The 13,145-nt window shown below is 41.6% G+C and carries 12 protein-coding genes; 5 read left to right on the plus strand and 7 right to left on the minus strand.

The genetic code is table 11. The features are described from left to right. Positions 1-11: 11 nt before the first annotated feature. Positions 12-1,892, plus strand: a complete 1,881-nt coding sequence (locus L3V42_RS15405; RefSeq protein ID WP_238472389.1) for an ABC-F family ATP-binding cassette domain-containing protein — start codon at positions 12-14, stop codon at positions 1,890-1,892. 81 nt (positions 1,893-1,973) lie between these two features. Next, positions 1,974-2,642: a hypothetical protein gene (locus L3V42_RS15410; protein WP_235762781.1), complete on the plus strand. Its 669-nt coding sequence runs from the start codon at positions 1,974-1,976 to the stop codon at positions 2,640-2,642. 68 nt (positions 2,643-2,710) lie between these two features. Here the strand turns inward: L3V42_RS15410 and L3V42_RS15415 are convergent, their stop codons facing one another. The 5 genes from L3V42_RS15415 to L3V42_RS15435 form a co-directional block, all read right to left on the minus strand. Further along, positions 2,711-3,718 carry an LLM class flavin-dependent oxidoreductase gene (locus tag L3V42_RS15415; RefSeq protein ID WP_369412910.1) on the minus strand — a complete coding sequence of 336 codons (1,008 nt, stop codon included), beginning with the start codon at positions 3,716-3,718 and terminating at the stop codon, positions 2,711-2,713. A gap of 323 nt (positions 3,719-4,041) precedes the next feature. Further along, the gene (lplA, locus tag L3V42_RS15420) at positions 4,042-5,073 is read right to left on the minus strand and encodes a lipoate--protein ligase (protein ID WP_238472390.1); all 1,032 of its coding nucleotides are present in this window, start codon (positions 5,071-5,073) and stop codon (positions 4,042-4,044) included. Between the two features lie 18 nt (positions 5,074-5,091). Beyond that, complete coding sequence (locus tag L3V42_RS15425) at positions 5,092-5,976, minus strand: SIR2 family NAD-dependent protein deacylase (RefSeq protein WP_238472391.1); 885 nt, start codon at positions 5,974-5,976, stop codon at positions 5,092-5,094. Positions 5,977-5,985: 9 nt separating this feature from the next. Further along, a complete protein-coding gene (locus L3V42_RS15430) occupies positions 5,986-6,783 on the minus strand; it encodes a protein-ADP-ribose hydrolase (RefSeq protein WP_439651900.1) in 798 nt (265 codons plus the stop codon). 2 nt (positions 6,784-6,785) lie between these two features. After that, the gene (locus L3V42_RS15435; RefSeq protein ID WP_238472392.1) at positions 6,786-7,118 is read right to left on the minus strand and encodes a glycine cleavage system H family protein; all 333 of its coding nucleotides are present in this window, start codon (positions 7,116-7,118) and stop codon (positions 6,786-6,788) included. Positions 7,119-7,340: 222 nt separating this feature from the next. Here L3V42_RS15435 and L3V42_RS15440 point away from each other — a divergent pair, with 222 nt between their 5' ends. After that, entirely contained in the window at positions 7,341-8,525 is a 1,185-nt protein-coding gene (locus L3V42_RS15440; RefSeq protein ID WP_238472422.1) for an NADH-dependent flavin oxidoreductase, read from the plus strand. A 69-nt stretch (positions 8,526-8,594) separates the two neighbouring features. Here the strand turns inward: L3V42_RS15440 and L3V42_RS15445 are convergent, their stop codons facing one another. Next, positions 8,595-9,263: a hypothetical protein gene (locus L3V42_RS15445; protein WP_238472393.1), complete on the minus strand. Its 669-nt coding sequence runs from the start codon at positions 9,261-9,263 to the stop codon at positions 8,595-8,597. A gap of 249 nt (positions 9,264-9,512) precedes the next feature. Between L3V42_RS15445 and L3V42_RS15450 the strand changes: the two genes are divergently transcribed. Both L3V42_RS15450 and L3V42_RS15455 read left to right on the plus strand, forming a co-directional pair. Continuing rightward, positions 9,513-10,907, plus strand: a complete 1,395-nt coding sequence (locus tag L3V42_RS15450; RefSeq protein WP_238472394.1) for a TldD/PmbA family protein — start codon at positions 9,513-9,515, stop codon at positions 10,905-10,907. Beyond that, positions 10,908-12,263, plus strand: coding sequence for a TldD/PmbA family protein (locus L3V42_RS15455; RefSeq protein WP_235762775.1), 1,356 nt, complete (start codon positions 10,908-10,910; stop codon positions 12,261-12,263). A gap of 219 nt (positions 12,264-12,482) precedes the next feature. On the opposite strand, the gene L3V42_RS15460 is transcribed toward L3V42_RS15455, so the two are convergent. Beyond that, positions 12,483-13,142: an HAD family hydrolase gene (locus L3V42_RS15460; protein ID WP_235762850.1), complete on the minus strand. Its 660-nt coding sequence runs from the start codon at positions 13,140-13,142 to the stop codon at positions 12,483-12,485. Between the last annotated feature and the right edge of the window lie 3 nt (positions 13,143-13,145).

Genomic DNA, 13,145 nt, shown 5'->3' on the forward strand with positions numbered 1-13,145 from the left:
AAGGATTTTTTATGCTAACAGCTGAACAATTATATAAATCGTATGGAGATAAAATCCTTTTTGACTCCATCGATTTTACCATTTCCCCGTCTGAAAGGATTGGATTGATTGGTGTAAATGGTACAGGGAAATCTACACTTCTTCGTACGATTGCCGGACTTGCATCCTTGGAAAAAGGAACGATCGCTCAAGCGAAAGATTATGAAATAGAATATTTAGCACAGGAGCCAGAACTGGATCCACAACTTACCGTAATCGAGCAGATTTATTACGGCGATTCTGCGCTGATGAAGTTGCTTCGAGCTTATGAGCATGCATTATTAGAACTTCAGATGGAACCTGAAAACGAAAAACTACAAGAAACATTATTGAACTTGCAGCGTCAAATGGATGAACAAGATGCCTGGGAAGCGAATACCGGGGCGAAAACGATTTTAACGAAATTAGGGATTACCGCGTTTGAAAAAAGAACAGGAGAACTATCCGGTGGTCAAAAGAAACGGATTGCATTAGCAAAAGCACTAATCCAACCAGCGGATTTATTGATTCTTGATGAGCCGACAAACCATCTTGATCATGTAACAGTGGAATGGCTGGAAAAGTACTTGCAAACGTATCCGGGAGCGCTTTTGCTCGTAACCCATGACCGTTACTTTTTAAATCGGGTGACGAATCGAATTTTTGAATTAGATAATGGAAATCTTTATTCGTATGAAGGAAACTATGAATTTTTCCTTGAGAAGAAAGCGGAACGTGAAGAACTGGAACGGGAAAGTGAAGCAAAACATCATAATCTCCTCCGCCGGGAACTTGCGTGGCTAAAGCGCGGTGCAAGAGCCCGTTCGACAAAGCAAAAAGCGCGAATAGGGCGAGTGGAAGAATTGCAAGAGAAGAAGTTCGACACGAAGAATCAGGAAATAGAAGTACAGGTTGGCTCTCACCGGCTTGGTAAAAAAGTATTGGAGCTTGAAAGTATTTCAAAATCTTTCGTTGATAAACAAGTTCTTGAAGACTTCAGTGAGCTGATTATACGTGGAGACCGCATCGGTATTATCGGACCGAATGGTTCTGGAAAAACAAGCTTGCTCAATATTATGGCTGGGCGCCTTGCACCCGACACTGGTAGTGTGGAAGTAGGCGAAACGGTAAAAATCGGTTACTATACACAAGGTGATGAAGAACTGGACGGCGAGCAGCGTGTCATTGATTATATAAAAGAAACAGCTGAAGTCGTTCATACTGTCGATGGAGACGTCATTACAGCTGAGCAGATGTGTGAGCGATTCCTTTTTTCCCGCAGTGAGCAATATACGTATATTCGGAGACTTTCGGGAGGGGAGAAGCGTCGTCTATATTTATTGAAAATCCTCATGGAAGAGCCGAACGTCCTTTTCCTGGATGAGCCGACGAATGATTTGGATACACAAACATTAGGTGTGTTAGAAGAGTATCTCCATCATTTCCCTGGTGTTGTCGTTACGGTTTCCCATGATCGGTATTTCCTTGACCGAGTGGCGGAACGGTTAATTATATTTACCGAAACAGGGGAAATCGAGCGGTATCTTGGCACATACAGCGAATACTTGGAAAAAAACCGTATGAAAGAATCAGAAGAAAAGCTGCCAAAACGGGAAAAACCAATCGTGAAGGAAAAAAAGCAAAAGAAATTGACGTATCTGGAACAAAAAGAATGGGAAACGATTGAAGATGATATAATGGCTCTAGAGGAACGAGTTTCCGAGTTGGAACAAGGGGTTGCTGATGCTGGCAGCGATGCTGGAGAAGTGCAGCGTCTGTTCAAGGAACAAGAAGAAGTACAAGAAGAACTTGACCTTAAAATGGAACGCTGGGAAGAATTGTCTTTAATCGTTGAAGCTTCCGGGAATCAGTAGATATCAGGTTTAGAAAGTTTTATTGTGGTGAATCATGAACAAGTAGAGACGTTTTTGTTTAACGAAATCAGGAGGTAGTATATGAAGTTATATCAGGTTCGTAAGGGACAATTTGTTTTTTATGAAAATGAGTTGCATAAAGTATACTCAGTTAAGCCAATGTTCAGGCAATCGGTACACTTATATCGACTGAAAGATATGAAGCAGATACTTACACGGGCAGCAGACATTGAGCTATATCGACCAAAACATAATGATACTTTTATTTTCTACGGACAACGCTATACGATTGATCAATATAAAAAACCGGAAACAGGGGATTATATTTTAATTACCAAGCCTGCCCCAGACTTATTTGATCATTATTCGCTAAACGAAATTGAAAAGGTAGAAAAAATTGACGAAAATAACGTGAGGACAACAAGAGACAACGCAGTGAAACATCATGAATACGTTATGCTCGTCCCTGGTCAAAGTGAAGCAAGTCAGGAGATTGCCTACTACGATAAGGAGCTTGTACCGGAAGAGCAACGTTTAAAAGATGAATCGATTTCTTATTTGGCGGAGAAAGACGTAACATTACAACCGTATGTTGGTGATATTTATCTTGATAAACGGAACAACACGAAGGCAATGGTTGTTGCGGTGACAGATTCGGAAGTGACTTTTGGTCATGGAATCCACGTTCATATTGCAGAACTACTTGATGAAGATAGCTTCGAACTTATTTATCGCTATAGTACGGATTAAAACAAATTGATGGAACGAATAAAAGGCTGTTATTAAGAGTCTTTTATTCGTTCCATTTTTTGGAAATATCACAAATACGCCTCTGCTAGTAATTCGATGGCTTTTTTCCGGAGCGTAATATGTGGAAGCAGTGGTACGATTAGCACTTCATCAGCTTGCAAGCGGTCGGTCAGGCTGTTTAATAGTTCGGTAACCTGCATCACACTCCCGGTAATCATCCGTTCACGATTTGCCTGGATGCTTTCCCTTTCTTCGGCAGAATAGTTGTAGTTCCTAGCGGTTTCCACCGATGGGAACTTTTTAAACTGACTGAACTGATCATTCCCAAGCAACCATAAATCCAGCGCTTCCCGGTATTCATTTGCTAATCCTTCCGTTTCCGCTGTGATGACAAAAGAGGCAAGCGAAACTTTCGGTTCCTGCATGAATCGGGAGGCTGTGAATTCCCGTCGGTATGTTTCGACAGCCTTTACGCCAATATCAAATCTGTCCATACCGCCAAGGAAATAGCCGTACGTATAGCCGACACCAAGCTTAGCTGCAATCTTCGCTGTACGAATGCTCATGGATAAAAGCCATATTTCGGGAACGGTGGGAATAACCGGATTTGCGGAGAGTCCGTCAAAACGGTGTTCCTCGCTTACACCATCAGTTAAATACGCTGCGATGTCTGTAATGCTCGATCCATAGTCAAGCTTTTCCCCTTTATGTTCATTCATTGCCCGATTGACAAGCGCTGTTCCTACCGTATTGCCGATACCTAAATCAATACGATTAGGGTGAAACGCCTCAAGCAACCGGAAATTTTCGGCGACCTTTAATGGGCTATAGTGGGGTAGCATTACTCCGCCAGACCCAAGTCGGATCCGCTTTGTTGCATTTGCCAACTGCATCATGATCATTTCCGGTGAACTGCTTGCAAACGCAGGAACATTATGATGTTCTGCCATCCAAAAACGGCTGTAACCTAATTTTTCTGCGAACTGAGCAAGCTCTACTGTCTGCTCTAGAGCATCTTTCGCGTTACTACCTTCATCAATTTGTGCGTAATCTAATATCCCTAATTTAACCAACATCATCCTTCTTTCCAGGTCATCATTTGTTTATTCCTGTTTTACCTAGGATAGCCACGTCCGCTCTGCGCCCAGCAACTATCAAACTTCACACTCCTCCACTCGATAAAGAAGACTTAGCCGTTTGGTCTTTGTGAGGCTTAGTCGCACTTATACCCAAGTAGTGAAAGTCAACATCAACTCACTATCGTCGCCTGAGTTTCCTTTATCTCAAAAAGAAGAATGGAAGTTCGATTAAGTTCACCCCATCATGGGGCAACATCGAACTACCTCCCATCCTGGGAGGCACAGTTTGTACGTTGCTAAACGGGCGCTTCCGCCTTTGTTTATTCACTTAAAATAAAACTGACGAATTCGTCTTTCGTGAGTTTACCGACATATGGAGTGAGATCGATTGGTTCTAGGGCGTGCAATAGTTCATCTTTCCGGAGACGAACGCCCAGTAATACATTTTCCACATCTTTAATATCCTTTGTTCCAAAGAAGTCACCGCTAATTTGAATCTGAGCGATTTTACCATGTTCAATCGTTAAACCGGCACTAACTGTACCGATTGGAAAACGTTCGGTCAAGTGGTATTCAAATTGCTGGAATCTGCCATAGATCCAATCCCAGTTATTATATTTCTCGGCTGTCAGTTTGTCGATTGCAGCCCAGTCTTCTTCTGTCAGTTCATATCGTTTCGCTTCACTCACATCTCGGATTCCAAGTAATTCACAAATCATATAATCTGTAAATTCCCATACAGTTATATCTTGATGTTTCGGTGCGAGATAGGGGCGGATGGATCCAACGCGGCTACGTACTGATTGGATGCCATGCGACTCGATTTTTTTCTGATTCGGGTTTAAAACAGTCGTCATTGCTTCATAGTTTGGATCCATTAATAAGGAGTAACCTGCATATACCCGGCCCTGTTGTACCGTCATTGCGGCTCCGGAAATCTTCTTCCCGTCTAATACAAGATCATTCCGACCCTTTTGCTCTAGTAAGTTCTCATCAACACCTAGCTTAATTAATGCTTTTATAGCGGGTTCATATAGTTTAGCGTAATTTCCATAAATATCATTCGTTCCGTGGAGCAGGAAACTAAAGCTCATATTCCGGTCATCGAGATAAATTGCACCACCACCAGTTTCCCGGCGGATAATCTTAATATGATGTTCATCCATATAGGGTTGATTGATCTCTTCATATGCATTTTGGAATTTACCAATCTGTACAGCGGGGTGCATCATGTATGGGAATAAGACGTCACCATCAAGAAAAATATTATCTTTCACATATTCTTGGATAGCCATCGTTGTACCTGGATCATGAACCCATTTTCCATTCCGTTTCTGCTCGATTAAATACATGTTCCTTACCCCCAATGTTTACTTTCCAGTTGCTGTGTGCAACACTTCTGCGATATCTTCATCCAGTCGTATTGTCCGTGGACGTATGCTCTGCGGGATGAAGTAATCTTTCTGATTCATCGTAACGAAAAGGGCTTTTTCATTTTCTTCCGTCATTTGCTGAAACGGATGTTTAATGAGTTGCGGTGTCGTATGACCGATCCCGATTTCCAGAAAGAGAACCTTTTTCCCGTTATTTTCATGTAAAAATTGTTCATAACGATTCTTTTGTTCATGAAAATGGGCGTCTTCCACCATGCCTTTTTCTACGGTCCGTTTGTTTACTTCCAGCGGGGCTCCGCATTCTGGACAATAAGGAACTAATTCTTTTGGAACTTTCATATGGATTTGTTTCTCTACCATCTCACGAATCAATGCTTCATCCTGATACGTTTGTTGGTGACAATGATTCACGCATTGCCATAAGCCGTATTCACCTTGAATACGGAAAACTTTATCCATATCATATTTTGCTGCATAAAAAGCATTATCCGCGTTCGTTGTAATGATATGATAGTTTTTCGCCGTCAACATTTCTCGTAAATCAATATAGGCCTGTCCAACCGGCTGATCAAAGAAATTCAGCAGACTGAACCGGCTCTGGAATGCCCAATATTCTTGAACATCTTCATATTCGAAAAGACTTGCTTGTAGCATATCGAAGAAGCGATATTTTGAAATGAAATCAGGGAAGGCGTCTGTGAACCGTTTCCCGACATAGGTAAATCCTGCAGCTGCGGACATTCCCGCACCGATTCCTATGACAACTGCTTCTGCTTCATCGACTAATTCTTTTAACAGTTCAGCTTGAGACAGGGAAGACTCTTTCGTTAATGTCTGCCAATAATTATTTTCTCGTTGCATCGTATTCTCCTATTCTTTACCAACCAGTATATTGCGATAAATTTCAAAATCAATATCTTTAAACACATTGAAAACGACCTTTAAGTTTGATTTGGTAGCGTTTAAATATGCTTGTACCGTTTGAACCGCAATTTCCGCTGCCCGCTCGTTAGGAAAATTGAATTCACCTGTAGATATACAGCAAAAAGCAATCGACTCGAGCCCATGTTCATCTGCAATCTGTAAGCAGGAACGATAAGAAGATCCAAGGAGTTCTTCTTTTAGCGGAGTGACACCTCGCTCATCGATATATGGTCCAACAGTATGGACGACATAGTCTGCCGGTAAGTTATATGCATTGGTGATTTTCGCTTTCCCAACTGGCTCTTTCCGACCTTGTGCTTCCATGATTCTGTTGCACTCGAGCCGGAGCTGTACCCCGGCGTGTGTATGGATAATATTGTCAATACAGTTATGGTTAGGCAGTAAACAACCTAGTAATTCACTGTTTGCTGCGTTTACGATTCCCGAAACAGCGAGGCTTGTGATATCACCTTGGAAAATGTAAAGTTGCGGTTTGACTTCTTCTAAATCTTTTAAGGAAGTTATTTTCCGTTCTTGATTCCATTCCGTTAAGAAAGCATCTTGAATTTCAAGAAACTGTTCCGTGACCGGCTCAGGCTCTCGGATATTGCATAGCCCACGGAATAAAGCGATTTTTTCATCTAAAGATGGGGCTCCTTTTTGCGAGTGGAGCGCCTCATCATTCGGATTTTCTTCAAGCAAATAGTGGTTGAGATAATCCAATCTAGCTTCTTGATTCATCATACTTATGCTTCTTCCAGTTTATTGAAGGCAGCTTCGTCCACATCCGTTAATTTCACAATCCAATTTTCTTCTCGTTTAGCTGAGTTTAAAAGCGATGGCTCTTTTACCGCTGCTTCATTACGCTCCACTACTTTTCCAGTTAGTGGTGTATTAATTTCCAGTACCGTTTTAGAAGCTTCCAAGTTCAGGATTGGCTCTTCTGCTTGGATAGTATCACCTGTACTGAATTCGACAAAACCAACTGTACCAATATCATCTTGTAATTCTGGTGTTAGACTGATTGTGTAAACGTCATCCTGCTTCTCTATAAATAAGAAATTACCTCTTTTTTTCATTATTTATCCCTCTTTCTTTTATAATTCTAAATCTATGTTACAGTATAGCATATAAAACTTCTACCATGGTAAGATAAGTTTTACATTGGTAAAATATTCGGACATGTGATAGATTTAATATAAATGAGGTCAAGTTGTTATAGTCATTGACGAAAAAATAGTAGTACAGATAGGGAAGCGTTGATAAATAAAATATATTTAGAAGGGTATCAGGTGATAAATATGAAGACAACGGAAAGATATAGGCCCTTGTTTAAAGAAATTTCATTACCAAATGGAATAAAACTGGATAACCGCTTTGTGTTGTCCCCAATGATAACGAATTCATCTACGAGAGAAGGTCATGTGACGGAGGAGGATATCGCATATGCCGAGCGACGGGCAGGTTCCGCTCCAATGCAAGTTACAGGAGCTGCTTATATTGAAACATATGGCCAGTTATTTGAATATGGTTTCAGTATTGATGATGACCATAGTATTGAAGGGTTGAAGAAGCTAGCCCAGGCTATGAAAAAGGATGGTTCAAAAGCGATTATCCAATTAACACATGCGGGACGCTTTTCAAAAATTGCTCTCCGCGATTTCGGTGTCGTCTATGGGCCGAGTGAGCTAGAGCTTAAAACACCTGTAGAACATACGGTCATCCCGATGAGTAAACGGAAAATAAATAAAGTCATAACTCAGTATGCGGATGCGACTCGCCGGGCGATCCAAGCGGGTTTTGATGGCGTGGAAATATCCAGCGCCCAGCGCTTACTGATTCAAACATTTTTCTCAACATTTTCCAATAGACGAGATGATGAGTATGGTGTGAAAAGTCTTGATGATCGTGTGCGTTTCGGGACGGAAGTGATGGAAGCTGTGCAAAAGGTGATTGACGAGGAGGCACCGGAAGGCTTTATTTTCGGGTTCCGAGCGACACCGGAAGAAACCCGCGGGAATGAAATTGGTTATAGTGCGGAAGAATTTCTTTATTTTCTGGACCGGATTATGGAAGTGGCGGATATTCATTACCTGGCTACTGCAAGCTGGGGGAAGAATATTTATAAACAGACTATTCGCCAGGGCAAGTATAAAGATGAGATTATGAATAAAGTCGTTTACGACCATATTGCAGGGCGCGTACCAGTCATGTCGAGCGGCGGCATCAATTCTCCGGAAAAAGCACTGGAAGCTTTGGAGTATTCGGATATGGTCGGAATGTCGACTCCTTTTGTTACAGAGCCGGACTTTGTCCATAAGCTTGAAGATGGTAAGGAAGATGATATCAATTTAGGCTTCACCGCTGAGGAAATTGCTGATTTGGCAATCCCGGAACGAGCGTTTAAAGATATTGTCGAACTGATGGATATCGGTGGTTCGCTCTCGGCAGAAGCACGGGATGAATTTAGGAAATTATATAAATGAGAACGAAAAAACACCAACCTTAGGGACGGTGTTTTTTTTGTGGAGAAAAAACTAAAAATCAAATGTTGATTAACCGAAGTCGTCCCATAAGCTGGTGTCCATATCAATTAGCCAATGATTCCGGAGTGTGAGGGCGCGCTCGAATGCTGCTAAAGCTCCCGCGACAACGAGGAACGTATTAAACCAGCCTGGTAGAATGATAGGAGATTCGAATGTCCCGATATGCTCCTGAACGATTGGTATTTCCGTAAGAAGTGCAATAAGCTGCGGTAACCCAAGCAGAATGGATGTGAGTAAAATAGCAACTGCCAGAATTCCAATCGTCTTGCTTATCTTGGGAAAGCGCTGATCGAACCTCATCCGGAGTCCTTCTGTCGAACCAGGATGTGGGCTGAGTTGTTGTTCGTTTCCTTCTTCAGAGATGAAATGCATACGTTTCAGACCATAAGTTGTCGTTTCAACCTCGATGAATCCACCGGGAACAGGAAAAGCAGCCGGCAGCTTGGAAGTGGCAATATGTTTACCATCATAGTAAAGGTCTGCAATTGATTCCTCACTGAAATAATTAACATTGACCATATAAGTGTGAAGGTCCCCATCTTCTTCATTTAATTTGATATGAAAAAGTGAGCGGGAAAGCAGATGATAAAAACGATAAGCTTTTAGTGTATGTCCGTCACCAGGTTTTACTTTTCCTAATTTCCGCTGATGACGCCAATTTCGAAAAAAACGCAACATCGTTACAGCCCCTTGTATTCAAACAATTTTCGAGCATCGTGATTGTTCTCTCTATTTACATACGAAAAACAGAACGGATTGGTTTCACCCCGAATCGCTCAACTATGAAGAAAAACCTCGATTTATTGTAGCTTCATTTTATAGATAATCGTTTTTGAAAAATTTCCTTCATTTCGCTTTCAAGACAAGTGCTCCTTACCGTATAATAAATGTATGTATTTTATAAAAATTAAAAAAAGGAGGAATCATATGCTGAATAAAGCTTTAATTGAAAATGTGCTTTCTGCCGCACTTACAACAGGTGGCGACTTTTCTGAAGTATTTGTGGAAGATCGATTTACGAATAATATGCATTATCAAGGCGGAAAACTGGAAAAAAGCTTAGCAGGACGTGATTTCGGTGTGGGAATTCGGATTTTTAAAGGACTGCAAAGTGTCTATGCATATACAAACGACTATTCCGAGGAAGGTCTTCTAAAAGCCGCTAAGACCGCCGCAGAAGCGCTTCAGGGAGTGAAAAGTGAAAAGGAGATTATCTTACCACTGGATAAACAATCCATTGAAACAGCTCATCCGATCCAGCTGATGCCGAGCGGTGTGGAGAAAAATCGGAAATTAGCTGTATTAAGGAATGCTAGTGATATTGTAACCAATTACGACCCAGCTATTTCCCAGGCAATTGTCAGGTTGAACGATGAAGAACAAAACGTGTTAATCGCCAATTCGGAAGGAACTTTTGTAGAAGACAAACGCGTACGGAGCAGGATGGCGATTATAGCCGTTGCATCGGATGGAACAGACATGCAGACAGGGTTCTATGGACCAGGTGCGTATCAGGGCTTTGAATTCATCGAAGGACTGGATCTCAATCATTATGCAAAAGAAGCAGCCCGGATTGCTGTCACGATGCTCCATGCAGACCCTGCACCGAGCGGGAAATTTCCAGTAATTATTGATAATGAATTTGGTGGAGTTATTTTCCATGAAGCATGCGGTCACGGATTAGAAGCAGAAGCTGTTGCAAAAAACAACTCAGTATTCGCAGGTAAGATTGGTGAAAAAGTTGCGTCAGACCTAGTTACATATATTGATGACGGAACGATACCAAATGAATGGGGTTCCATCAACATCGATGATGAAGGAGAAAAGGCAAGAAAAAATACCTTAATCGAGAATGGTATTTTAAAAGGATATATGATTGATAAATTCAACGGTAGAAGAATGGAAGCAGAATCAACCGGTTCGGGACGACGGGAATCCTATAAATTCGCCCCAACTTCCCGAATGACAAATACGTATATCGCACAAGGAAAATCTACACCTGAAGAAATCATTGCAAATACGGAGCATGGCATCTATGCGAAATATATGGGAGGTGGTTCGGTCAATCCGGCAACGGGCGATTATAACTTTGCTGTAAATGAAGCATACATCGTGAAGGATGGAAAGATCGACAAACCAATACGTGGGGCAACTTTAGTTGGAAATGGTGCAAAAACAATTCAAAAAGTAGATATGGTTGGCAATAACCTGGCCCATGGTGCGGGTATGTGCGGTGCATCAAGCGGAAGCATTCCAGTAAACGTTGGTCAGCCGATGCTCCGTGTGAGTGAAATTACGGTCGGTGGAAGGGAGGCAAACTAAATGGATTTAGCAACATTCCAGAAGCGGCTTTTTACAGAAGGAGAAAAATTAGGGTTTACCGATTTAGAGCTGTATTACGAGAAACAGGAAAGTTTTTCTGTGCAAATCTTTAAAGGTGAAATAGATGGGTATGAGTCCTCTACCGTCAATGGTGTCTCTGTTCGCGGGCTTTATGATGGGCAGATGGGTTATGCTTATACTGAGAAGCTGGACGGGGAATCGGTGTCATTTTTGCTGAAAAGTATTCAGGAAAATGCACCATTGATAGAAGAGGAGCCTGAAGAGCTTTTTACAGGTGAGGGTGCAACTTATCAGGAAACGGATTTTTATTCACCAAAACTTGATGAAGTAACAGCCGAAGAAAAAATTGCGTTCTTAAAAGAAGTCGAGAAGAAAATTTATGCCTATGACCCGCGGGTTTTTCAAACGGATTATGCAGCAATCCAGGATCAATCTATTGAAAAAGGGTTGTTTAATAACAAAGGACTCACGCTAAACGATCGAAATAACTTCTTATATGCCATCTTTTCTGTCGTTGTAAAAGAAGGGGAAGAAATCAAGTCAGATTTTTATTTTAAAATAACGAAGGACTTCGCTTCACTCGATGCCGAAAAAATAGCGAAAGAAGCAGTTGAAAAGAGTCTAAGTCATCTTGGTGAAGAGGCTTATCCTAATCAAACCTATCCAGTCATTCTTAAAAATACCGCTGCAGCGGCACTTGTCGCAACCTTTGCATCATCGTTCTCTGCTGAAGCGGTTCAAAAAGGCCAATCACGTTTAAAAGGGAAGTTGGATGAAAAAATAGCGTCAGCACAAGTTTCTTTATTGGATAATCCCTTTTTACCTGAAGGAACGCATAGTGGAAACTTTGATTCAGAAGGTGTGCCAACGAGCGAGTTAAACCTAGTGAAGAACGGAGAACTGAAATCCTACCTCCATAATTTAAAAACGGCAAAGAAAGACGGTGTTTCTTCTACAGGACATGGCTATAAATCGTCTTATAAAGAAACGATTGGGGTCAGTGCCTCAAACTTGTATGTGGTGCCCGCAGAGAAAGCGTATGAGGCGTTATATGGCAATCTGCAAGAAGGCATCATCATCACGGATTTGGCGGGACTTCATTCGGGGGCTGACGCAATTTCTGGTGATTTCTCTCTAGCCGCTAATGGATTTTATGTAAAGAATGGTAAAATCATTGGACCAACGACACTGATGACGGTCGCCGGTAACTTTTTTGAAGTATTACAAGATGTTGAAGAAGTCGGGGCAGATCTTGAATTTTCACCAATGAGCGGGTCAGGTTATATTGGCTCCCCGTCCCTTAAGCTTAAGAGCTTGGCAGTTACTTTTGATTAAGGAATGAAAATAAAGAGAACCACTCCATGCTCAAGTATGGGCGGTCTTTAACCTCCAAGTTTTATCACACATTAACGGTCTGTAATCCCCCCACCTCTAAACATGAGGGAAATTCAAAATGAGGAGGCGGGGATAAGCAGTCCGTAAATCCCTGATTCTGTTCAACTAACATGCAGAAAGGGAGATAAGGAAACTCCTACTGAATGAAGTTTCACTTTATTAATTCCCTCCAAAAATAGGCCATTGGTTCATTTTAGCGACCTCTCTCATACCATTCTTCGGATTAACGATCATCGGTTTATCAACAAAATGCAGGAGAGGGATATCACTTTTACTATCTGCATAAGCCCAGATTTCCGTTTCTTCGGGCTTAAGCTGGAGTTTTTCCAGCCAATTGGTCACTGCCTGAACTTTTTCTTCCCCATTAATGACCGGACCAGTTTCACCCGTACATTTCCCATCCTGTTCAAAACATAATTCCGTGCCGATCGTCGTAACGGTAAGTCCCAGCTTTTCAGTTAATGCATCTAAAAATGGCTTTAATGCTCCCGAAAGAATGATGACTTGCATGCCGTTTTCTTGATGTTCCTTTATTTTATGTACGAGCGGTTCGTTAATCTGGTTTTTTCCAGCTTCAATCAGCTCGTCGAAAAAGTGTCCAAGTTCTTTTTCCGTCTTCCCTTTGAATGTTTTGGCGAAAGCTTTGAAGAAATGAATCCGCAGTGCATGTTTACCTTTTGTCATTCCTAAAAACAACGCTTGAATCGTGCCGATTAATACGGTTGACCATTCTCTCATACCGAACTCTTTCTTCCCTGCCTGGAACATTAGATTAAAAGAATCCCCTTGAAATAAAGTTCCGTCAAAGTCTACTGTCACAAG

It is taken from the genome of Oceanobacillus alkalisoli (assembly GCF_022213125.1).
Classification (GTDB): Bacteria; Bacillota; Bacilli; order Bacillales; family Amphibacillaceae; genus Oceanobacillus; species Oceanobacillus alkalisoli.

What these genes read in the sequence shown, in the direction of transcription:
- L3V42_RS15405 (WP_238472389.1), top strand. Translation starts at nt 12, where the DNA reads ATGCTAACAGCTGAACAATTATATAAATCGTATGGAGATAAAATCCTT.
- L3V42_RS15410 (WP_235762781.1), top strand. Translation starts at nt 1,974, where the DNA reads ATGAAGTTATATCAGGTTCGTAAGGGACAATTTGTTTTTTATGAAAAT.
- L3V42_RS15415 (WP_369412910.1), bottom strand. Translation starts at nt 3,718, where the DNA reads ATGTTGGTTAAATTAGGGATATTAGATTACGCACAAATTGATGAAGGT.
- lplA (WP_238472390.1), bottom strand. Translation starts at nt 5,073, where the DNA reads ATGTATTTAATCGAGCAGAAACGGAATGGAAAATGGGTTCATGATCCA.
- L3V42_RS15425 (WP_238472391.1), bottom strand. Translation starts at nt 5,976, where the DNA reads ATGCAACGAGAAAATAATTATTGGCAGACATTAACGAAAGAGTCTTCC.
- L3V42_RS15430 (WP_439651900.1), bottom strand. Translation starts at nt 6,783, where the DNA reads ATGATGAATCAAGAAGCTAGATTGGATTATCTCAACCACTATTTGCTT.
- L3V42_RS15435 (WP_238472392.1), bottom strand. Translation starts at nt 7,118, where the DNA reads ATGAAAAAAAGAGGTAATTTCTTATTTATAGAGAAGCAGGATGACGTT.
- L3V42_RS15440 (WP_238472422.1), top strand. Translation starts at nt 7,341, where the DNA reads ATGAAGACAACGGAAAGATATAGGCCCTTGTTTAAAGAAATTTCATTA.
- L3V42_RS15445 (WP_238472393.1), bottom strand. Translation starts at nt 9,263, where the DNA reads ATGTTGCGTTTTTTTCGAAATTGGCGTCATCAGCGGAAATTAGGAAAA.
- L3V42_RS15450 (WP_238472394.1), top strand. Translation starts at nt 9,513, where the DNA reads ATGCTGAATAAAGCTTTAATTGAAAATGTGCTTTCTGCCGCACTTACA.
- L3V42_RS15455 (WP_235762775.1), top strand. Translation starts at nt 10,908, where the DNA reads ATGGATTTAGCAACATTCCAGAAGCGGCTTTTTACAGAAGGAGAAAAA.